The sequence below is a fragment of the Streptomyces sp. HPF1205 genome, assembly GCF_020400825.1.
In the GTDB taxonomy this organism is placed as follows: Bacteria; Actinomycetota; Actinomycetes; order Streptomycetales; family Streptomycetaceae; genus Actinacidiphila.
In genome coordinates, this window is sequence record NZ_JAINVH010000010.1 from 134866 (window position 1) to 154577 (window position 19712).

Consider the following 19712-nt stretch of genomic DNA (forward strand, 5'->3'; position numbering starts at 1 on the left):
ACCCGGCGGGACGCGCGGGCCGGCCGGCCCCGTTCCGCCGCCCCCGCCGTGTCGCGGGCCGCCCGGCCGGCTACTGCACCGCGGCGGGGCTCGGCGACCTCGCCGTGGTCGCGCTGCTCGCCGCGCTGCTGCGGGCGGCGGGCCCGGCGGCCCGCCGCCCGCCCTCTCACCGGCCCTTGCCCGGTTCCGACAGCAGGTGCAGCCGAAGCGCGAGTTGGAGCTCCAGCGCCCGCTCGGGGGTGTTCCAGCCGGGCCCCAGCAGCGCCTGGATCCGGTCCAGGCGCTGCACCACGGTGTTGACGTGCAGGTGCAGTTCGTCCTTGGTGCGGGTGAGGGTGCCGCCGCAGGCGAAGTACGCGCCGAGGGTGCGCACGAGTTCGGTGCCGCGCCGGGCGTCGTAGTCCAGCAGCGGGCCGAGGGTGGCGGTGACGAAGGACTCGACGTCGTGGGCGTTGCCCAGCAGGACGCCGAGGAAGCCGAGTTCGGCCGCGCCGGCGCCGTCGCCGATGCGGCCGAGCGCCCGGAGGGCGCGCAGGCAGCGCAAGGCCTCGGCGTGCGCCTCGGCCAAGGCGGCGGGTCCAGCGGCCGGGCCCGCGGCGGCGGCGGTGACGGGGGCGCCGACGAGGTGGGTGAGCCGGCCGACGGCCGTCCTGGCGGCCTCACCCGGCAGCGTTCCGTCGTGCGGCAGCAGCACGACCACCGTGCCGGCCTGCTCGGCGCTGATCCCGTGGCTGCCGAAGAGGTAGCGGCCGGCGGCGCCCGCCAGCTTGTCGCGGTGGCCCTCGGCGGTCTCGGCGACGAGCACCAGGCAGTCACTGCCCAGGTCGATGCCGAGCCGGCGGCCGCGTACCACCAGTCCCGCGGGGTCGCGGCCGGGTGCGGTCAGCAGGTCGGTGATCAGCTCGCCGCGCACCCGGTTCTCGGTCTCCGCGACCGACCGGCTGAGCAGGAGCAGCAGGGCGGTGACCACGCCGGCCCGCTCGAACAGCCGCCGGTCGGAGTCGTCCAGCCGCCCGCGTCCGTACAGCACCAGGCAGCCCAGCAGTTCCTGGCCGGCCGACACCGCGCAGGTCCACCGGCCGTCCCGGCGCACCGCGCGGGCCGCCGCGTGGGAGTCGGCGGCATGTCCGACCAGTACGTCCGGGTCGGGCGCGGGCCCCTGGAAGGCGCCGCCGCCCCTGCCGACCGCGGCCAGGGTGCGGCCCTGCGGGTCGTGGATACTGATCCCGCCGTCGAGCAGTCCGGCGACGGCCGCGGCGACCTCGGGCAGGTCGCCGCCGCGCAGCACCAGGTCGGTGAGCCGGTCGTGCGCCTCCTCCGCGCGCTGCATGGCGGCGGCGTGCTCCTGGATCACGGCGTTGGCCTGGGCCAGGTCGGTGATGGCCCGCGCGGTGTCGATGGCGATCGCGGCGTGCGCGGCGAGCGAGCACAGCAGCGCGACCTCGTCGGGCGAGAACGGCCGCGGGGTGCGGTCGGCGGCGAACAGCACGCCGATGACGTCGCCGTCGCCGCCCGGCCCCGCGCCCGCGCCCGCGCCGTCGGTACGGGAGGTGCCACCGCGCCCGCCGAGCAGCAGCGGCACCCCGAGTATGCCGACCAGGCCCTCGTCGAGTACCCCTTCGTCGATCGAGCCGGTGTGCCGGAACCGCTGGTCGGTGCGGTAGTCCGGGGTGGCGTAGGGGCGGGCGGTCTGCGCCACCAGACCGCCGAGGCCGTCGCCGTAGGACAGCCGGAGCGCCTGGAAGAGCGGGGAGACCGAGCCGTCGGTGACCCGCATGTACGTGTCGCCCGCCTCGTCGTCGCGCAGCGTGAGGTAGGCGGTGTCGGTGCCGAGCAGCATCCGGGCCCGGCGCACGATGGACTGCAGCACCGCGTCGAGGTCGCGCAGCCCGGCCAGGTCGCCGGCGGTGTCGAACAGGGCCGCGAGCTCGGTCTCGCGGCGGCGGTGCTGGCGCAGCACCCGGCGCAGCCGCAGCGCCGTGCCGGTGGCCGACTCCAGTTCCGACAGGTCGGCGGGGCCCGCCCCTTCGGTCCTGGCGCGGGCGGCCACCGCGCCGAAGTCCTCGGCGGGCGCGTCCTCGGCGATCAGTTCGAGCAGCCGGCGCATGTGCGCGGCGATGGGAGCGGGCTGTGCGGACATCTTCGGCCACCGTGCGGGTCGCGGGCTGATCGGACGTGGGGCGGGGCCGGGCGCCGCGCTCGGTGCCAGGATTCCCGCCCGGTGTTCGGGACGACGGGCGGTGAGGGAGCCGCTCCTTCGCGGCTCCCTCACCGGGGACGTACGGCGGGGCCGGCCGTCACGCGGACGAGGCGGCGGTCTCCGTGGACGCCGAACCTACCGAACCCCGGCCCGCCCCGCCGCCGCCCGAGGTGAGGGTTTCCAGGTCACGGCCCCTGGTCTCGCGGGCGAAGAGCAGGGCGACGACCGTGACGACGGCGGCGAGGCTGACGTACACCGACACCGGGGTGGCGTCACCGTAGGACTTGAGCAGCGCAACCGCGATGAGCGGCGCGGGCGCCCCGGCGGCGACGGACGCGAACTGCGCGCCGATCGACGCGCCGGAGTAGCGCATCCTGGTGGCGAACAGCTCGGAGAAGAACGCGGCCTGCGGGGCGTACATCGCGCTGTGGAAGACCAGCCCGACGGTGACCGCGGACACCAGCGCGGTGAAGTTCCTGGTGTCGAGCATGGTGAAGAACGCCCACGCCCAGGCGCCGGTGCCGACCGCGCCGACCAGGTAGACGGGCTTGCGGCCGACCCGGTCCGACAGCGCGCCGAACAGCGGGATCAGGCAGAACTGGACGGCCGAGCCGATCAGCACGGCGTTGAGCGCGGTCTGCTTGTGCAGCCCGAGGTGTTCCACGCAGTAGGCGAGGACGAAGGTGGTCAGCACGTAGTACGAGATGTTCTCCGCCATCCTTGCGCCCATGGCGACCAGGACGTCCCGCCAGTGGTCGCGCAGGACGGCGAGGCCGGGCAGCCGGTCGACCGCCCCTCGGGCCTTCTCGCGCCGCTCGGCCTTGGCCAGCGCCTCCTTGAACAGCGGGGACTCGTCGACCGACAGGCGGATCCACAGGCCGATGCCGACCAGCACCGCGGAGAACAGGAAGGGGATGCGCCAGCCCCACGCGACGAAGGCCGCGTCGCTCTGCACGCCGGTCATCAGCGACAGCACCCCCACCGCGATGAGGTTGCCCGCGGGCGCGCCTCCCTGCGGCCAGGACGCCCAGAAGCCGCGGCGCCCGGCGTCGCCGTGCTCGGAGACCAGCAGCACCGCCCCGCCCCACTCGCCGCCGAGGGCGAAGCCCTGCACCACCCGCAGGGTGGTGAGCAGGATCGGCGCGCCGACCCCGATGCTGTGGTAGCTGGGCACGCAGCCGATCAGCGTGGTGGCGCCGCCCATCATCAGCAGGCTGAGCACCAGCAGGCGTTTGCGGCCGATGCGGTCGCCGAAGTGCCCGAAGACCAGGGCGCCCAGCGGACGGGCGGCGAAGCCGATGGCGTACGTGAGGAAGGACAGCAGGGTGCCGGTCAGCGGGTCGGAGTCCGGGAAGAACACCTTGCCGAAGACCAGCGCGGCGGCGGAGCCGTACAGGAAGTAGTCGTACCACTCGACGGTGGTGCCGATGAGGCTCGCGGCGACCACGCGGGTCAGTCGGTCGGATCTTGCGGGGCGGGGGCCGTGCACGACGCTGTGAGGGGCCATGGCTGTCACCGGTTCCGGGATGGGGGTGGGGACGGAGGCGAGGGGGCGGGTACGAAGGGGCGGTGCGGACGAGGGCGGGATGACGCGCAGGCGGGCGGGGCGGCGGGCCCTGGGGCGCTAGTGCGCGGTCCAGCCACCGTCGAGGGGAAGGGAGGTGCCGGTGACGTAGCCGGTGTGCGGCGAGCAGAGCCACAGCGCGGCGGCGGCGACCTCGTCGGGCTCGATGAGCCGCTTGATGGCGGTGCGCTCCAGCATCACCCGCTCCACCACTTCGGACTCGGGGATGCCGTGGGCGGCGGCCTGGTCGGCGATCTGGTCCTCGACCAGAGGGGTGCGCACGTAGCCGGGGTTGACGCAGTTGCTGGTCACGCCGTGGGCGGCGCCTTCGAGGGCGACGGTCTTGCTGAGTCCTTCCAGCGCGTGCTTGGCGACGACGTACGCGGACTTGTAGGGGCTTGCCCGCACGCCGTGCACCGAGGAGATGTTGATCACCCGGCCCCATCCGCGCGCGTACATGTGCGGCAGGGTGCGGCGCAGGATGCGGAAGGGCGCCTCGACCATCACCCGCTGGATCAGGGTGAAGCGCTCGGGCGGGAACTCGTGCACGGGCGCGACGTGCTGCAGGCCCGCGTTGTTGACGACGATGTCGGCGTCCGCGGGCAGGGCGTCCACCGCGTCCGGATCCGCGAGGTCGGCGACCAGGCGGACGCCGCCCACCAGCGCGGCCACCTCCTTGGCGGCGTCGGCGGCGCGGTCCACCACGTAGACGTCGGCGCCGGCCTCGGCGAGGGCCAGCGCGCAGGCCCGGCCGATGCCGCCGGCCGCGCCGGTGACCAGGGCGGTCCGGCCGGCCAGGAAGCGCGCGCCCGGGAGCGGTCCGCTGGTGTCCGCCGCGCGCGTGGTGGGCTCGGCGCCGGCGTCGGGGCTCGGAAAGCTCTCCATGGCCCGTCACGCTAGGTACCCGGCGCGGACCCGCACACGTGGTCGGCGCCCATACTTCCCCGCCGGTTCATGGTGTCCGCCCACACCTTCGCCGCCGTCCACGGATGCCCGCCGTCCGCAATGGCCGCGTCCCCCACTTCGCGCGACGAACCGTGGCGGTTCGACACCTGTGGCCGGCCGCGTCAGTGCGCGCGGGCCAGCACCAGGCGGACGCTCGGGCTGCCGTCGCCGCGCCGGCCGAACTCCTCCAGGGGGCGCGAGGTCACCGTGAAGCCCGCCCGGCGCAGGTCCGCGCACACCGGCCCCAGCGGGAAGGTGCGGTAGTACATGACGAAGGGCGGGCGGCGCAGCGCGTTGCGGACCCGCATTCCGGCGTCGAAGCCGCGGAACGCCCAGTACCACGGCGAGGTGACCGGCGGCGGCGCCCCGATCGGGAAGGCGAACAGCCCACCGGGCCGCAGGCACCGCCGCACCTCGCGGAACAGCCCGGGCCGCTCGTCCGGCAGGAAGTGCCCGAACGCCCCGAAGCTCACCGCGAGGTCGAAGACCGGCCGGAAGGGCATCGCCCGCACGTCGGCCCGCACCCAGGCGTCCAGCGGCGAGGAGTCGCCCCGGCGGGCCACGGCGAGCATCCCGGCGGAGAAGTCGACCCCGGCGACGCGGGTACGGCACAGCGGCCGCAGGGCCCGCGCCCCCGCCCCCGTACCGCAGCAGACGTCGAGGCCCGCGTCGAAGGGGCCGAGGGGGCGCAGCGCGCCGGTCACCGCGTCCAGTACGCGGTCGGGGGTGCGGAAGGGGGTGTGGTCGAACTTCGGCGCCAGCAGGTCGTAACCGCGCTCGACGGAGGACAGCGCCTGGACCGCGAGTTCGCGCAGCGAGGGGCCGCGGGGAGAGAACACCCGTTCAGCATAGGGAGGGTACCGGCCCGCCGCCGTGGCGGGGAAAGGATGGATGGCGACGGGCCGGTCGTCCCTGACGTGGGAGCGCTCCCACTCCTCGAAGTTAGCGCGCCGCGATACCGCTGTAAATATCGCCGACGACTCCCGCCGGGCGCGTTTGCCGCGAGTGCGCACGTTTATTCCCACTACGCCCTGTGTTCCATCCCTCACTTCCGCGAACCGGAAGGGGAATTCCTGATCGCCGGAGGCTGTTGACGCCTGAGACGGAATGATCGTTCCGGTTTCTTTCGACCTTTCGAGGAGTTTGCCTTGGCCTCCGAGACCCGGCGCACGCCGCACCAGGTCACCTTCGCCGTCCTCGCGGTGAGCGTGTCCGCGTACGCGCTGCTCCAGTCCCTGGTCACGCCCGTCCTGCCGACCATCCAGGCCGACCTCCACACCACCCAGAACACCGTGACGTGGGTGCTGACGGCGTATCTGCTCTCGGCCTCGATCTTCACGCCGATCATGGGCCGGGTCGGCGACATGATCGGCAAGGAGCGCGTCTTCGTGGCCACGCTGGGCGCGCTGGCGGCCGGCTCGCTGCTGGCGGCGCTGGCGACCAACGTGCAGTTCATGATCGTCGCCCGGGTGATCCAGGGCATAGGCGGCGGCGTGCTGCCGCTGGCCTTCGGCATCATCCGTGACGAGTTCCCGCGCGAGCGGCTGCACTCGGCGGTCGGGGCCATAGCCTCGCTGCTGGCGGTCGGCAGCGGGCTGGGCATCGTGCTGGCCGGACCGATCGTGAGCGCCCTGGACTACCACTGGCTGTTCTGGCTGCCGATGATCCTCACCGTGGTGGCGGCCGTCGCCGCCTTCGTCTTCGTGCCGCGGTCCCCGGTGCGCATGCCCGGCCGGATCAGCTGGGCGCCGGCGCTGCTGCTGTCCGCGTGGCTGGTCGCGCTGCTCGTGGCGCTCAGCCAGGCCCCGGTGTGGGGCTGGGGCTCCGGCCGGGTGATCGGCCTGTTCGCCGCGGCCGCCGTACTGGCCGCCGGCTGGGTCGAGGTGGAGCGCCGGGCGGCGACACCGCTGATCGACATGACGATGATGCGGCGGCCCGCGGTGTGGACCACCAACCTGGTGGCGCTGCTGTTCGGCGTCGGGATGTACGCGATGTTCGCGTTCCTGCCGGAGTTCGTGCAGACCCCGAAGTCCACCGGCTACGGCTTCGGCGCCTCCGTCACCGAGTCCGGGCTGATCCTGCTGCCGCTGACCGTCACCATGTTCCTGGCCGGCCTGTGGGCCAACGGCCTGGCCGCGCGGGTCGGCGCCAAGGGCGTGGTCCTGCTGGGCTCGCTGATCGGCACCGCCGCCATGGCGCTGATCGCCTTCGCGCACGCCCACACCTGGGAGCTGTACGTGGCCACCGGCGTCATGGGCCTCGGCTTCGGCTTCGCCTTCGCGGCCATGTCGAGCCTGATCGTGAGCGCGGTCCCGGCCGAGCAGACCGGTGTGGCCAGCGGCATGAACGCCAACATCCGTACCATCGGCGGCTCGATCGGCGCCGCGCTCATGGCCAGCGTGGTCACGGCGAGCCCGGCCGCCGACGGGCTGCCCCGCGAGGCCGGCTACACCCACGGGTTCACGATGCTCGGCGGCGCGCTGCTGGTGGCCGCGATCGCGGCGATACTGATACCCGTCGGCCGCCGCCCCGGCCGGGTGGAGGCCGCGGGCGAGCCGCGGCCGGCGGACCGGGCCGCGCCCGTCACGAGCGCCGCCTCCGCCGGAACCCTGCCCGAGTGACCCCGCGGTGACCTCCGGTGACGCCCGGCGCGACAATGGGCACGAGCGGGAGCCGGGCAGCGGCCCTCCCCGCCGCCTCACCGACGGCAGCGACCGGATCACGGACCGACCTGGAGTGACGATGAGTTCGCACGACACGGGGCACCGGCCCATGCGACGGGACGCGGCGCGCAATCACCGGCTGGTGGTCGAGGCGGCACGCGAGGTCCTGGCCGAGTTCGGCACCGACGCCAGCATCGAGCTGATCGCCTCGCGAGCGGGGGTGGGCGTCGGCACCGTCTACCGGCGGTTCCCCAACAAGGAAGCGCTCGTCGACGAGATAGCCGGGCAGATGCTGCGGCGGCTGACCGAGGAGGCCCGGCGGTCGCTGGCCCTGGCCGACGGCACCGGGCTCGAGACCTTCCTGCGGGTGGTGGGCCAGTCCCTCAGCGAGCACCGCGGCTACGCGGAGAAGCTGGTGGGCCACACCAAGGCGGAGGGCGTGGAGCAACTGCGCGACCTGGTGGCCGACCTGCTGGTCCAGGCCCAGCGGGCGGGAAGGGTCGCGCCGGGCATAGAGCTGGGTGACGTGATGACGCTGATATGGGGGCTGCGCGGCATCGTGGAGACCAGCGGTCCCGTGGCGCCCGACGCCTGGCGGCGGCATCTGGACATACAGCTCGCCGGGCTGCGGTCCGCCGCCGCCCCGCCGAGTTCCCGTCCGGCTCTGACCCGCGCCGAACTCAGCCGTATCACCAGCGACAAGGCCGGGGAGGGCAAGGCCGCGGCATCCTGCGCCTGATCCGGACGCGGCGCCGTCGACCGGACGCGGCACGTCGACCGGACGCGTGCGATCCGGCGTGCGCGCCCACGGGTGTGCGCGTCCGCCCGGGGGCGCGGGTGTACGCGTCCGCGCCCCACGGGTGTACGGGACGCGGACGGCCCCGGCTCCCCCGCCGCTGGGGCGGGGGAGCCGGGGCCGTGGCTGGTGCGAGGGCGTTCGGCCGGCGGGAAGCGTCAGCCCTGGCGCGCCTTGGACCTCGGGTCCTTGCGGTTGATCACGTACACCTTCCCGTGCCGGCGGACGATCTGGGACCCCGGGCGCCGCTTGAGCGACCGCAGCGAGTTGCGGACCTTCATCGGGATGCCTCCCTGCTCGTACTGTTGTTGCACGCATGACAACACCAGCCGGTCCCCGCGCATTCCGGCCCGCGCGTTCCGGCTGGAGCGGCAGGACGCGAAGCCGCGGGGCCGGGCGGTCCGGACGGGCTGGAACCCGGGGGCGAGCCGGGGGCGAAGGCGGCGCGGCCGGCCGTACGCCCGTGAGCCCCTTCTCCGTCCGGGCCGCTACTTCTACCTCGCCGCCGCCCGTCCCGGGGCCGGCGGGCGTACGGCGGCCCGGTCGCTCCCCCCTCGCCCCTCGGGCCGCGCCAGGGCCCGGGCGGCGGTCCTGGCCACCGCCTCGGCGACGGCGGCCAGCGCCGGGGAGTCCAGCTTCCATTGCTGCCAGTACAAGGCGACGTCCACCGGCCGTGTCGGTGCCAGATCGGTCAGCGTGCCCGCCGCCCGGTGCGCGGCGGCCTGGGCGTCGGGGATCATGCCCCAGCCCAGGCCCGCGGCGACCGCCTCGACGAAGGACTCGGAGGAGGGGACGTACGTCCGGAAGCGGCCGGGCGGGCGGCCCGGCGCCAGCTCCCGCAGGAAGCGGTCCTGCAGGTCGTCCTTGCGGTCGAAGACCACGACGGGCGCCGAGGGGAGGAGGTCGCTCGGCGACCCGTCGGCGAGGTGCCGCGCCACGAAGCCGGGAGCGGCCATGGCGCGGTACCGCATCCGTCCCAGGGGCCGTACCGAGCAGCCCTGCACCGGTTCGGGCGAGGAGGTGACCGCGGCCATCACCCGGCCCTGACGCAGCAGGTGGGCGGTGTGGTCCTGGTCGTCGCGGTGCAGGTCGAAGCACACCCCGAGGTCCTCGCCGAGGCCGGCGAGGGCGGGCAGGAACCAGGTGGCCAGCGAGTCGGCGTTGACCGCGATCGGCAGGGTGGCCGGTCCGGTGCGTTCGCCGATCCCCAGTTCCTCGGCGGCGTCCCGCTCCAGCCGGGTGAGCTGCCGCCCGAAGCGGACCACCACCTCGCCGGACTCGGTGAGCCGCACCGGCTTGGTCCGCAGCAGCAGCACCCGGCCGGTGCGCTGCTCCAGCGCCTTGACACGCTGGCTGACCGCCGACGGCGTCACGTGCAGCACTTCGGCCGCCGCCTCGAAGGTGCCCTCGTCCACCGCCGCCAGCAGCGTCCGCACCTGGTCCAGCGGAAGGTCGATCATCGGGCTCCTCTCGCGCCGGCCGGTGTCCGTCCGGCACCGGTTGTCCCGGGACCCGAAGCCGTGAATTCCGGCCCCCTCGGCGCCTTGGCGCCCGGGGCCTCGCCCACAGGAGCCCCGAGGCCCTCAAGGCGCACATCATAAGTTCAGCTCATCTTACCTAAGCATCATTAGCTGGCTTCATGGTTCGCGGTGCTCCTAGCCTCGGGGCATGTCCACCGCACCTGTCGCGGCCCTTACCGGCCTGGGTACCGGCCTGTCGCTCATCGTCGCCATCGGCGCCCAGAACGCGTTCGTCCTGCGGCAGGGCATCCGGCGCGAGCACGTGCCGGCGGTGGTCGCGATCTGCGCGGCCTCGGACGCCGTGCTGATCGCGGTGGGCGTCAGCGGCGTCGGCACGGTGATCGGGCGATGGCCGGCCGCGGTGACGGCGACCGGCTGGATCGGCGGCGCCTTCCTCGTGTGCTACGGGGTGCTCGCCGCCCGGCGCGCGCTGCGGCCCGCCGCGCTGACCGCGGGCGGGCCCGGCGGCGCTCGCGGTTCCGGCGAGGGGTCGCTGCGAGCGGCGGTGCTCACCTGCCTGGCCATGACCTGGCTGAACCCGCACGTGTACCTGGACACCGTGCTGCTGCTCGGCTCGGTGGCCAACCAGTACGGCACGGCCCGCTGGCCGTTCGGGGCGGGTGCGGCGTTCGGCAGTGTGCTGTGGTTCAGCGGACTCGGCTTCGGGGCGCGGCTGCTCAGCCGGCCGTTCGCCCGGCCCTCGTCCTGGCGCGTGCTGGACGTGGTGATCGCCTGCACGATGGTGACGCTGGGCGTGGCGATGGCGGTGCGGGTCTAGGGTCCGCGCCGCGGCGGGCGCGGGTCCTGTGCGGCGCGTCAGCGCCCCGGCCGGCGGTCCCCCGGGCCGGGATCCGGGTCGCCGTCGGCGGCGAGTCCGCGCGGCAGGGGGCGGAAGCCGATGACGGCGGCGTCGTCCCGGCGGTCGACGACCGCGGCCAGCAGCCGCGCGCACAGCTCGGCCAGTGTGCCGCCTCCGCGCCTGATCTCCTCGGCGTGGGCGGCGAGGTCGGCCATGCCCTCGGAGATGTCGCGGCCGGGCACCTCGATCAGGCCGTCGGTGTAGAGCAGCAGGGTGTCGCCGGTCCCCAGGTCGTGGTGCCGGGTGGTGCGGGGCACCTCGGGGGCCACGCACAGCGGCAGGTCCGCGCCGTCCGCGCCGAGGTAGCGGGGGGCGCCGCGGGCCGGGATGAGCAGCGGCGGCGGGTGCCCGGCGCTTGACCAGGCCGCGTGCCAGCCGCCGGACTCCTCGGGCGTCAGGCTGACGTGCACGGCGGTGACCAGCGGCGCCATGTCAAGACCGTCGGCGACCCGGTCCAGCGTGGACAGCGCCTCGGCGGGCGAGTGCGGGCGGCCCTGGTCGTAGGCGATGACCCGCAGCATGCTGCGGAGCTGGCTCATCGAGGTGGCCGCCTCCAGGTCGTGCCCCGCGATGTCGCCGATGGTCAGGGCGACGCCCCCGTCGGGCAGCAGCAGCGCGTCGTACCAGTCGCCGCCGATCTCGGCGGTACGGCTGGCGGGCTGGTAGTTGGCGGCGAGCTCGGCGCCGGGCACCCGCGGGGTGGGGGTGAGCAGGGCGCGCTGGAGGGTGAGCGCGGTCTGCCGGGTGCGCTCGAGCTCCAGCGCCTGCCGCAGCGGCTCGCGCACCCCGTGCAGGATCTCGCCGAGCAGCGCGAGGTCGCCGGGGCCGGGTGGCGGGCTCTCGCCGCAGCCGACCGCGCACGCGTAGGCGACCACGGCCGCGTCGATGACGATCGGCACCACGGTCAGGCTGGTGGAGCGCACCTTGCGCATCCAGGCCATGGACATCTCCGGCAGCACACCGCCCGGCGGGTCGCCGGCGGGGAAGGTCAGCAGCTTGGGCCGCCCGCTCTCGACGACCTGCTGGGCGAGCTGTCCCACGGCGTACGGCTGGTCGCTGATCGGCGGCACCGGCGGGAGCCCGGCGCGGGCGACGGACGCGACGCGGGTCGCGGTCAGCGGGCCCGCGGGCGCGGCCACACCCGAGGCGGGCAGCAGGCACACCACGCAGGCGTCGGTCAGGTCGGGGACCACCGCGGCGGCGACGGCGGCGAACGCCTGCGGCAGGTCGTCGGCGGCGGTGACGCTCGCGACGCGGGCGAGCAGCCGCTCGCGCAGCCGGTTGCGCCACTGGTCCTCGATGTCGGCGGTGGCGCCGATCCACTCCACGACCACGCCGTCGCGGACGATGGGAACCGCGCGGGACTGGACATGGCGGTACTCGCCGGAGGCGGTACGCAGCCGGAAGGTGCAGGCGAAGAACGAAGGGGTGCCCGTGGCGGCGTCGCGCCAGGTCTGCACCAGGCGCTCCCGGTCCATGGGATGGACCCCGGCGAGCCACTCCTCGTCGATCCTGGGCCGCCACGGCGTGCCGGTGAACTCCTCGAAGCCCCCGACCAGCTCGGTGATGGCGCCGTCGGGCTTCATCAGCCAGACGATCTGCGGCACGGCCGACATCAGGGCCTCGTAGCGCTGCAGTGCCTGGTGCCGCTCCTCGGACAGGTCCTCGGCGCGCTTCATCGCCTCGATCTGGCGGGTGGTGTCGACGGCGACGGTGAGCACGCCCGGCCCGTGCCGGGACACCACGGGCGAGCAGCTGTAGACGAAGTGCCGTCCGGCCGGTGCCCCGGGCGCGGACCCCGTGGTGGTCCGCGCCGACGTGACCTGGCGGGCCCGCCGGTCCCGGTGCACCTCGTCGAGCATCCGCAGCCAGCGCGTGGCCGTCGGCTCCGGGAACGCCGCACGTGCCGGGTCGCCCAGCGGCCTGGGGCCGAACAGCTCCTGGAACGCGTCGTTGCGGTACACCAGCCGGTGGTCCGGGCCGGCGGTCAGCGCGACGGCCACGATGGCGCTGTCGAACACCTCGGGTTCCAGCTCGGGAACCCCGACCTCACCGCCGGTCCGCCTCATCCTCCGATCATCGCGCGCACCGCCCCGCCGGGCGCGTCGAACGCGCCCGCTCGCCTGTCCGCTCGCGACATGCGCCGAAAGGCCGCGGCATGGGGCGGCTCGGCGGCCGGAGGGTACGGGGCGGCTCGGGCGGCGATCCCCGGCGGGCCGGTTTCCGCGCCCGCCGGTCACCCGCCGCGCCAGGCACCGCCCCGGGTCAGTCCCGGTCCTGCCCGGTCCCGGGCACCGGGCCCGCGCCCGGCGCCGGACCCGCCGGAGGGAACCCGGAGCCGCCCGAGGAGGAGGACGGGCCCGCCGGCGGGGACGCGCCCGTCGGGGGCGGCGGCCCGTCGGGAGCCGGCCGGTCCGCGGGGCCCGCCCCGGCACCGGCGTCGCCCGCGGACGGGCCAGGACCGGACGGGCCATGACCGGCCGCCCCGGCACCGGCCTCGCCCGCGGCCGGGCGCGCGTGGAAGCCCAGGGCGCCGTCGTCCACCGAGACCACCACGCGGTCACCGGCGGTCACCTTGCCGTCGAGGAGCATCCGGGACAGCGGGTTGTCGACCTCGCGCTGGATGGCGCGGCGCAGCGGGCGGGCCCCGTACTCGGGCTGGTGGCCGCGCCTGGCCAGCCAGTCGACCGCCTCACCGGTGAACTCGACGGCCACGTCCTGGGCGAGCAGCCGGCGCCGCGTCTCCTCCAGCAGCAGGTCGGTGATCCGGCGCAGCTGCTCGTCGGAGAGCCGCCGGAAGACCACGACCTCGTCGATGCGGTTGAGGAACTCCGGCCGGAAGTGCTCGCGCAGCGGCCGCAGGATCTGCTCCCGGCGGGCCGCCTCGTCGGCCTCCGCTCCGGCGGCGCCGCCGCCGCCGAATCCCAGGGTGGTGCCGCGGCCGGTGATCATCTCCGAGCCGAGGTTGCTGGTCATCACGATGACGGTGTTGGCGAAGTCCACCGTGCGGCCCTGCGCGTCGGTGAGCCGCCCGTCGTCGAGGACCTGCAGCAGGATGTTGAAGACGTCCGGGTGCGCCTTCTCGACCTCGTCGAGCAGGAGCAGCGAGTACGGATGGCGGCGCACGGCCTCGGTGAGCTGTCCCGCCTCCTCGTGCCCGACGTACCCGGGCGGGGCGCCGACCAGCCGGCTGACGGTGTGGCGCTCCTGGAACTCGCTCATGTCCAGGCGGACCATCCGCTCCTCGCTGCCGAACAGGGCCTCGGCCAGCGCGCGGGCCAGTTCCGTCTTGCCGACGCCGGTCGGACCGAGGAAGAGGAAGCTGCCGATGGGCCGCCCCGGGGGCGACAGTCCCGCACGCGAGCGCAGGACCGCCTCGGCGACCACGCCCACCGCCTCGTCCTGTCCCACCACCCGCTGGTGGAGGTGCTCCTCCAGGTGCAGCAGCCGGTCCCTCTCCTCCTGGGTGAGGCTGCTGACGGGGATGCCGGTCTGCCGGGACACCACGTCGGCGATGTCCTCGGTGGTGACCTCCACGACCTTCCCGTCCCCGGACTGCAGGCGCTGCTCCTCGGCCTCGCCCCGGCCGATCCGCTCGGTGAGCTCGGCGATCCGGTTGCGCAGTTCCGTGGCCCGCTCGTAGCTCTCGGCGGCGACCGCCTGCTCCTTGTCGCGGGTGAGCTGCTCCACCTCGCGCTCCATCGCCCGCACGTCGGAGCCCTTGGTGTGGGCCCGCAGCCGCACCCGCGCACCGGCCTGGTCCATCAGGTCGATGGCCTTGTCGGGCAGGAAACGGTCGGTGAGGTAGCGGTCGGACAGCTCGACCGCGGCCACCAGTGCCTCGTCGGTGTAGCGGACCTGGTGGTGGGCCTCGTACCGGTCGCGCAGGCCGCGCAGGATCCCGACGGCGTCGGCGGTGGTCGGCTCCGGTATCAGGATCGGCTGGAAGCGGCGGGCGAGCGCGGCGTCCTTCTCGATGTACCGGCGGTACTCCTCCATGGTGGTGGCGCCGATGACGTGCAGTTCGCCGCGGGCGAGCGCCGGCTTGAGCATGTTGCCCGCGTCCATGGAGCCGCCCTCGGAGCCGCCGCCCGCGCCGACCACGGTGTGGAGCTCGTCGATGAACACGACCAGGTCGCCCGAGTGGGCGCGGATCTCCTCGATGATGCCGTTCATCCGCTCCTCGAAGTCGCCCCGGTAGCGGGTGCCGGCGACGACGCCGGACAGGTCCAGGGCGATCACGCGGCGCCCGGCGAGCGTGTCCGGCACGTCGCCGTCGGCCATCCGCTGGGCCAGCCCCTCGACGACCGCGGTCTTGCCGACACCCGCGTCGCCGATCAGCACGGGGTTGTTCTTGCCGCGCCGGGAGAGCACCTCCACGGTCTGCTCGATCTCCTCGTCGCGTCCGATCACCGGGTCGATCCTGCCCTGCCGCGCCAGGCCGGTCAGGTCGCGGCTGTACCTGTCCAGGGTGGGCGTGGGGCCGGTCCCGGGACCGCCCGCCGGGCCGGGGCGCTGTTCCGGCCCGGCGCCCGGCCGGGCGGGCCCGGCCTGCGGGACCGGCCCGGGATCGAAGCGGGCGGCGTTGAGGATGTGCCCGGCCGCCGAGTCGGGGTTGGCGGCCAGGCCCGCGAGCAGGTGCTCGGGGCCGATGTAGCCGGCGCCGCCCGCCCGGGCCAGTTCGTGGGCGTCGAGCAGGGCCCGCTTGACCGCGGGGGTCACCGACAAGGACACCGGGTCCCGGGAGCGGCGGTCGCCGCCGGGCTCGACCTCACCGGCCCTGCGGTCGATCTCGCCGGCCAGCCGGTCCGGGTCGGCACCGGAGCGCGCCATCAGGCTCCTGGTCGGCTCGATGGCGAGCGCGGCGCGCAGCAGGTGCTCGGTGGCCAGGTCGCTGCTGCCGTGCTCGGCCGCGTACGCGGCGGCTCCCGCGACCATCTGCCGGGCCGGTTCGCTCATCAGCCGCCCGATGTCGATCGGCTGCGGTCCGCGGCGCTGTCCGCCGCCCAGGAACCGGGCCAGGAACTCTCCGAACGAGTCGGGGCCGTAGCCCTCAGGTCCGATGAACCCGCTGCTCATGGCCATCCCCTCGGGCGGCCGGACGGGGCCGGGCGCCCTTTCGCGTCGACGGGCGTGTACGTCCGGCCGGGTGCCCGATCGGCCGCGGTCCACACCTGTGGAAGTGTCACGATTGCGGCGAATCGCCCGCGGCCGCGCGTGAGGGCCGCCGCGGGCCCGGTCCTCGCCGGGTGCCGCGGCCCCGCCGGGGCCCGCCTCCGGCGCGCCGGAGTCCCCCGCTGCCGTTACGGTGGGTGAGGGGGCAGCCGGACGGAGCCGGTCCGCGGGGCCGGCAGTCGGAAGCAGCCGAACCGAGGGCGAGGAGCCCGGTAAGGAACCGCACCGATGACCTCAGTGCCCACGCTCACCATGAACAACGGCGTCGAGATCCCCCAGCTCGGCTTCGGTGTGTTCCAGATCCTCCCGGAGAGCACCCGCAGCGCCGTGCTGACCGCGCTGGAGACCGGCTACCGCCACATCGACACCGCCCAGATGTACGGGAACGAGAAGCAGGTGGGGCAGGCGGTCAGGGACTCCGGGCTGCCCCGCTCCGAGGTGTTCGTCACCAGCAAGCTCAACAACGGCCACCACGCCTACGGGGACGCGCTGGCCGCCTTCGCCCGCACGCTGGACGACCTGGGGCTCGGGTACGTCGACCTGTTCCTGGTCCACTGGCCGATGCCCGCGGTCGGGGACTACCTGGAGACGTGGAAGGCGATGGAGGAGATCTACCGGTCCGGCCGCTGCCGGTCGATCGGGGTCTCCAACTTCAACCCCGGCCACCTTCAGCGCCTCCTGGACGGCGGCGAGGTGGTCCCGGCCGTCAACCAGATCGAGGTCCACCCCTATCTGACGCAAGCCACGGTGCGTGCCTTCGACAGCGGCCACGGCATCGTCACGGAGGCGTGGTCGCCGATCGCCCAGGGCAAGGTGCTGGGCGACCCGGTGATCGCCGGTATCGCCTCCCGGCTGGACCGGTCGGCCGCGCAGGTCACGCTGCGCTGGCACCTCCAGCGCGGGGACGTCGTCTTCCCCAAGTCGGTCAGCCGGGCGCGCATCGAGGAGAACTTCGAGCTGTTCGACTTCGAGCTCACGCCCGGCGACATGGCCGCGATCACCGCCCTGAACCGTGACGAGCGCACCGGCCCGGACCCGGAGAGCTTCAACTGGATCCCCTGACCCGGCCGACCCGGCGGCGGTCACGCCCGCCGGGTCCGCCGGGGCGACGCCCGCCGGTCAGCCGCGGTGCCGGCGCACCGCGACCGCGACGGCCGCCGCGGCCGACACCGCCGCCGCCGTGGTGGGCAGGGGGTGGCGGGCGGCCATGGACTGGTAGGAGCGTGCCGCGGACCGGTCGTCGAAGGCGCCGTGGGCGCCGTGGTCGGTGCCCGGCGCCTCGTCGACCGGGTGCCACAGGTTGTCGGGGCGGACGGTGTCCGCCTCACCGGTCTGCTGGGAGGCGTATCCGGTACGGGCCAGGTAGCGGTCGAGCAGGCCGGCGGCGACCTTCTCGCCCAGCACGGTGGCCACCGTGGAGGCGCCCACGTAGTACTGCTTGCGGCGCGGGTGGTCGGCGGCGTGCACCACGGCCCGGGCGGCGACCTCCGGCTGGTAGATCGGCGGCACGGGCTGCGGCTTGCGGGGCAGCCGGGATCGCACCCAGGAGAACTGGGGGGTGTTGACGGCCGGCATCTGCACCACGGTGACGCGGATGCGGCTCTTGTCATGCATCAGCTCGGTGCGCAGCGAGGAGGTGAAGCCGTTCACGGCGTGCTTGGCGCCGCAGTAGGCGGACTGCAGCGGGATGGAGCGCTCCCCCAGCGCGGAGCCCACCTGCACGATCACCCCGCTGTCGTGCGGGCGCATCAGGCGCAGGGCGGCCCTGGTGCCGTTGACGAAGCCCAGGTAGCTGACCGCGGTGACGCGCTCGTACTCCTCCGCAGTGATCTCGGTGAACGGGGCGAAGACGGAGGCGAAGGCGACGTTGACCCACACGTCGACGGCTCCGAACGCACCCTGGGCGGCGTCCGCGGCGGCTTCCACGGCTTGGTGGTCGGCCATGTCGGTGGGCACCGCGAGGGCGCGGCCGCCCAGGGCCTCCAGCTCGGCCGCGGCGGCTTCCAGGCCGGCCCGGCCGCGGGCGAGCAGCACCACGTTGTCCCCGCGTGCGGCGAACTGCCGGGCGCAGGCCCGCCCGATCCCTCCGCTGGCACCGGTGACGACGACTGTCCGGGTCATGCTTGGTGGTCCTCTCCGTACGGTGTGGTGAGCCGGGCGGCGCTCTCCAGCAGCAGGGCGTGGACGAACGCCTGCGGGATGTTCCCGCGCTGCTGCCGCTGGGCGACGTCGTACTCCTCGGCGAACAGTCCGGCGACGCCGCAGGCCGAGCGGTTGCGTTCGAACCAGCGGTGGGCGGCGATCCCGTTGCCCTGCTGATGCTCGGCCAGTGCCATGAGGAAACCGCAGAGCACGAAGGCGCCCTCGGCCTCGGGCAGCGGGCGGCTGTCGTGGCGGAAGCGGTAGGCGAAGTGGTCGTCGGTGAGCCGCTCCCGGTAGACCCGCAAGGTGGCGCGGGTGCGCGGGTCGCTCGCGGGCAGTGCCCCGCGGATGGGCGGCAGCAGCAGCGCCGCGTCGGGGGCCGGGTCGTCCGGGGAGCGCTGCCAGTGGCCGTCGGGGTGCAGCGCCTCCGCCGTGGTGGCGGCCAGCAGGCTCTCCGCGAGTCCGGTCCACTCCCCCGTACGCGAGTCGTGCGGCACGGCCGCGGCCAGGGCGCGCAGCCCCGCCACGCAGGTCAGCCGGCTGTGCGTCCACCGGCGCGGGCTCAGCTCCCAGATGCCGGCGTCGGGTTCGTCCCGGCGCCTGCCGACAGCGTCCGCGGCGGTCGCGGCCGCGGTCAGGCCGTCGCGGTCCAGCCGGCCGTGCCGGGCAGCCGCGGCGAGCAGCAGCAGCGCCTCGCCGAACGCGTCGAGCTGGAACTGCCCGCGCACCTTGTTGCCGATCACGTCGTAGCCGCCGGGGTAGCCGGGCAGGTTCAGCCGCCGCTCGCCCGGTATGGGCCCGCCGTCGGGGGTGTACGCGGGGGCGAGCCGCGGCCCGTCCTGGTGCAGCCTCGCGGTCACGAAGCGCACGGCGTCGTCCAGCAGTTCGTACGCGCCGGCGGCGGCCGCCGCCTGGCCCGCGTAGCACTGGTCGCGGATCCAGACGTAGCGGTAGTCGTAGTTGCGGCCCTCCTCGGCGCGTTCGGGAAGGCTGGTGGTGGCCGCCGCGACCATGCCGCCCCCGGCGCCGGTCAGCCCGCGCATCACCGCGAAGGCGTGCCGGGCGTCGGCGGGCGCGATGGTGTGCGTCATGGACGGGGTGTCCGCCCAGGCCGCCGAGGTCGCGGCCCAGGCCCGGTCGGGGTCCGGCGGTGGCGTGTCGGGCAGCGGGCCGGTGCCCAGTTCCAGCACCAGGTCGTGGCGGGCGCCGGGGGGCAGGTCCAGCCGGGCGAGGAACCGCTCCCCCGCGCCGTCCGGGTCGGCGATCCGGGCGTCGCCGGCGCCGGTCCAGCGCAGCCACAGGTCCCCGCTGCGCGCGGTCCACACCCCGGCCTCGTCGCGGTGGGCCCCGGTCAGCGGCGCGCGGCCGTACCCGGCGGCGGGGTGCAGCACGACGTCGAGGTGCGCCGGCCCCTCCTGGGCGTGGGTGCGGCGCAGCAGGACGACGCGGCCCGGCTCGCCGGGGCGGGCGAGCGCCTCCCGGCACTCGGTGACGCCGGTCGCGGTGATCCAGCGGCGCCGCCAGACCAGCGACCCGGGTTCGTAAGCGCCGCCGCCGACGAACCGGCCGCGGGGGGTGAGCGCGTAGACCCCGGCGCCGCCGATGAGGGTGGCGAAGACGGCGTCGTCGTGCCACCGCGGCGCGCACATCCAGGCCACCTCGCCGCGCGGGCCGAGCAGCGCCCCGCGCTCGCCGTCGGCGAGCAGGACATGGTCGCGCAGCGACTGCGGCGGGTAGGCGCGGGCCCAGCCGGGCGATCCGCCGTGTGCCCCGGCCGGAGCCCCGGTCCGCTCGTCCCGCCCGCCGCCGTCCACCGTCGTCCGCCGCATCCGCTTCCTCACCCCGCCT

The 19712-nt window shown here is 75.0% G+C and carries 14 protein-coding genes; 4 read left to right on the top strand and 10 right to left on the bottom strand.

Annotation, left to right across the window (positions count from 1 at the left end; translation table 11 throughout):
• Positions 1–166: 166 nt before the first annotated feature.
• The 4 genes from K7G61_RS14120 to K7G61_RS14135 form a co-directional block, all read right to left on the bottom strand.
• Positions 167–2140: a GAF domain-containing protein gene (locus K7G61_RS14120; RefSeq protein ID WP_225847134.1), complete on the bottom strand. Its 1974-nt coding sequence runs from the start codon at positions 2138–2140 to the stop codon at positions 167–169.
• Positions 2141–2297: 157 nt separating this feature from the next.
• A complete protein-coding gene (locus tag K7G61_RS14125) occupies positions 2298–3707 on the bottom strand; it encodes an MFS transporter (protein ID WP_225847135.1) in 1410 nt (469 codons plus the stop codon).
• 117 nt (positions 3708–3824) lie between these two features.
• On the bottom strand, positions 3825–4649 hold the full coding sequence (locus K7G61_RS14130) for a 3-hydroxybutyrate dehydrogenase (RefSeq protein WP_225847136.1): 825 nt from the start codon (positions 4647–4649) through the stop codon (positions 3825–3827).
• A gap of 182 nt (positions 4650–4831) precedes the next feature.
• Positions 4832–5548 carry a class I SAM-dependent methyltransferase gene (locus K7G61_RS14135; RefSeq protein ID WP_225847137.1) on the bottom strand — a complete coding sequence of 239 codons (717 nt, stop codon included), beginning with the start codon at positions 5546–5548 and terminating at the stop codon, positions 4832–4834.
• 309 nt (positions 5549–5857) lie between these two features.
• Here K7G61_RS14135 and K7G61_RS14140 point away from each other — a divergent pair, with 309 nt between their 5' ends.
• Together K7G61_RS14140 and K7G61_RS14145 are read left to right on the top strand one after the other, a co-directional pair.
• Positions 5858–7330, top strand: a complete 1473-nt coding sequence (locus tag K7G61_RS14140; RefSeq protein WP_225847138.1) for an MFS transporter — start codon at positions 5858–5860, stop codon at positions 7328–7330.
• Between the two features lie 121 nt (positions 7331–7451).
• Positions 7452–8111, top strand: a complete 660-nt coding sequence (locus K7G61_RS14145) for a TetR/AcrR family transcriptional regulator (protein ID WP_225847139.1) — start codon at positions 7452–7454, stop codon at positions 8109–8111.
• 215 nt (positions 8112–8326) lie between these two features.
• On the opposite strand, the gene ykgO is transcribed toward K7G61_RS14145, so the two are convergent.
• Together ykgO and K7G61_RS14155 are read right to left on the bottom strand one after the other, a co-directional pair.
• The gene (gene ykgO / locus K7G61_RS14150; RefSeq protein ID WP_225847140.1) at positions 8327–8449 is read right to left on the bottom strand and encodes a type B 50S ribosomal protein L36; all 123 of its coding nucleotides are present in this window, start codon (positions 8447–8449) and stop codon (positions 8327–8329) included.
• Between the two features lie 213 nt (positions 8450–8662).
• Positions 8663–9628, bottom strand: a complete 966-nt coding sequence (locus K7G61_RS14155; protein WP_225847141.1) for a LysR family transcriptional regulator ArgP — start codon at positions 9626–9628, stop codon at positions 8663–8665.
• Positions 9629–9836: 208 nt separating this feature from the next.
• On the opposite strand from K7G61_RS14155, the gene K7G61_RS14160 reads away from it, so the two are divergent.
• On the top strand, positions 9837–10466 hold the full coding sequence (locus tag K7G61_RS14160) for a LysE/ArgO family amino acid transporter (protein WP_225847142.1): 630 nt from the start codon (positions 9837–9839) through the stop codon (positions 10464–10466).
• 38 nt (positions 10467–10504) lie between these two features.
• Here K7G61_RS14160 and K7G61_RS14165 read toward each other — a convergent pair whose 3' ends face one another.
• Both K7G61_RS14165 and K7G61_RS14170 read right to left on the bottom strand, forming a co-directional pair.
• Positions 10505–12616 (bottom strand): SpoIIE family protein phosphatase, encoded by a 2112-nt coding sequence (locus K7G61_RS14165; protein WP_225847143.1) that lies wholly within the window; start codon positions 12614–12616, stop codon positions 10505–10507.
• Between the two features lie 196 nt (positions 12617–12812).
• Positions 12813–15626 (bottom strand): ATP-dependent Clp protease ATP-binding subunit, encoded by a 2814-nt coding sequence (locus K7G61_RS14170; protein WP_225847144.1) that lies wholly within the window; start codon positions 15624–15626, stop codon positions 12813–12815.
• Between the two features lie 324 nt (positions 15627–15950).
• Between K7G61_RS14170 and K7G61_RS14175 the strand changes: the two genes are divergently transcribed.
• On the top strand, positions 15951–16784 hold the full coding sequence (locus K7G61_RS14175; protein WP_225847145.1) for an aldo/keto reductase: 834 nt from the start codon (positions 15951–15953) through the stop codon (positions 16782–16784).
• Between the two features lie 57 nt (positions 16785–16841).
• Here the strand turns inward: K7G61_RS14175 and K7G61_RS14180 are convergent, their stop codons facing one another.
• Both K7G61_RS14180 and K7G61_RS14185 read right to left on the bottom strand, forming a co-directional pair.
• A complete protein-coding gene (locus K7G61_RS14180) occupies positions 16842–17843 on the bottom strand; it encodes an SDR family oxidoreductase (RefSeq protein ID WP_225847146.1) in 1002 nt (333 codons plus the stop codon).
• Positions 17840–19693 (bottom strand): glycoside hydrolase family 15 protein, encoded by a 1854-nt coding sequence (locus K7G61_RS14185; RefSeq protein WP_225847147.1) that lies wholly within the window; start codon positions 19691–19693, stop codon positions 17840–17842. The genes K7G61_RS14180 and K7G61_RS14185 overlap by 4 nt, the downstream gene beginning before the upstream one ends.
• Positions 19694–19712: the final 19 nt, after the last annotated feature.

Excerpts from the sequence above, each read along its gene's own strand:
- K7G61_RS14180 (WP_225847146.1), bottom strand. The coding sequence starts at position 17,843 with ATGACCCGGACAGTCGTCGTCACCGGTGCCAGCGGAGGGATCGGGCGG.
- K7G61_RS14175 (WP_225847145.1), top strand. The coding sequence starts at position 15,951 with ATGACCTCAGTGCCCACGCTCACCATGAACAACGGCGTCGAGATCCCC.
- ykgO (WP_225847140.1), bottom strand. The coding sequence starts at position 8,449 with ATGAAGGTCCGCAACTCGCTGCGGTCGCTCAAGCGGCGCCCGGGGTCC.
- K7G61_RS14185 (WP_225847147.1), bottom strand. The coding sequence starts at position 19,693 with ATGCGGCGGACGACGGTGGACGGCGGCGGGCGGGACGAGCGGACCGGG.
- K7G61_RS14170 (WP_225847144.1), bottom strand. The coding sequence starts at position 15,626 with ATGAGCAGCGGGTTCATCGGACCTGAGGGCTACGGCCCCGACTCGTTC.
- K7G61_RS14120 (WP_225847134.1), bottom strand. The coding sequence starts at position 2,140 with ATGTCCGCACAGCCCGCTCCCATCGCCGCGCACATGCGCCGGCTGCTC.
- K7G61_RS14160 (WP_225847142.1), top strand. The coding sequence starts at position 9,837 with ATGTCCACCGCACCTGTCGCGGCCCTTACCGGCCTGGGTACCGGCCTG.
- K7G61_RS14155 (WP_225847141.1), bottom strand. The coding sequence starts at position 9,628 with ATGATCGACCTTCCGCTGGACCAGGTGCGGACGCTGCTGGCGGCGGTG.
- K7G61_RS14130 (WP_225847136.1), bottom strand. The coding sequence starts at position 4,649 with ATGGAGAGCTTTCCGAGCCCCGACGCCGGCGCCGAGCCCACCACGCGC.
- K7G61_RS14125 (WP_225847135.1), bottom strand. The coding sequence starts at position 3,707 with ATGGCCCCTCACAGCGTCGTGCACGGCCCCCGCCCCGCAAGATCCGAC.
- K7G61_RS14165 (WP_225847143.1), bottom strand. The coding sequence starts at position 12,616 with ATGAGGCGGACCGGCGGTGAGGTCGGGGTTCCCGAGCTGGAACCCGAG.
- K7G61_RS14145 (WP_225847139.1), top strand. The coding sequence starts at position 7,452 with ATGAGTTCGCACGACACGGGGCACCGGCCCATGCGACGGGACGCGGCG.